This window comes from Marinobacter santoriniensis NKSG1, from assembly GCF_000347775.1.
Lineage (GTDB): Bacteria > Pseudomonadota > Gammaproteobacteria > Pseudomonadales > Oleiphilaceae > Marinobacter > Marinobacter santoriniensis.
Genome location: NZ_APAT01000038.1, coordinates 1 through 1,003 on the forward strand (window position 1 = coordinate 1; position 1,003 = coordinate 1,003).

The 1,003-nt window shown below is 57.6% G+C and carries 1 protein-coding gene; it reads left to right on the plus strand.

Translation table 11 applies throughout. The features are described 5' to 3' along the window. The coding region (tuf, locus tag MSNKSG1_RS18575) for an elongation factor Tu (protein ID WP_008940837.1) at window positions 1-1,003 on the plus strand (1,003 nt) is incomplete at both ends.

Here is a 1,003-nt window from a genome sequence, read left to right on the forward strand (position 1 = left end):
ATCACCATCGCGACTTCCCACGTTGAGTACGATTCTCCGACCCGTCACTACGCCCACGTAGACTGCCCGGGCCACGCTGACTATGTGAAGAACATGATCACTGGTGCGGCGCAGATGGACGGCGCGATCCTGGTTTGTTCCGCAGCTGACGGCCCCATGCCGCAGACTCGTGAGCACATCCTGCTGTCCCGTCAGGTTGGCGTACCGTTCATCGTTGTGTTCCTGAACAAGGCCGACATGGTCGACGACGAAGAGCTGCTGGAACTGGTCGAGATGGAAGTTCGCGACCTGCTGAGCCAGTACGACTTCCCGGGTGACGACACTCCGATCATTACCGGTTCTGCGCTGATGGCGCTGGAAGGTAAGGATGACAACGAAATGGGTACTACCGCTGTGAAGAAGCTGGTAGAAGCCCTGGACGACTACATCCCTGAGCCGGAGCGTGCGATTGATCAGCCGTTCCTGATGCCGATTGAGGACGTGTTCTCCATTTCCGGTCGTGGTACTGTTGTGACCGGTCGTGTTGAGCGTGGCATCATCAAGGTTGGTGACGAAGTGGAGATTGTTGGTATCAAGGATACCGTCAAGACCACTTGTACCGGTGTTGAGATGTTCCGCAAGCTGCTGGACGAAGGCCGTGCTGGTGAGAACGTTGGTGTTCTGCTGCGTGGTACCAAGCGTGACGACGTTGAGCGTGGTCAGGTTCTGGCGGTTCCGGGCTCCATCACTCCGCACACCAAGTTCGAGTGCGAAGTGTACGTACTGAGCAAGGAAGAAGGCGGTCGTCATACTCCGTTCTTCAAGGGCTACCGTCCGCAGTTCTACTTCCGTACCACTGACGTGACTGGCTCTTGCGAGCTGCCGGAAGGCGTTGAGATGGTAATGCCGGGTGACAACGTGAAGATGAGTGTTACCCTGATCGCTCCGATCGCCATGGAAGATGGCCTGCGCTTCGCGATTCGCGAAGGCGGCCGTACCGTTGGTGCCGGCGTGGTCTCCAAGA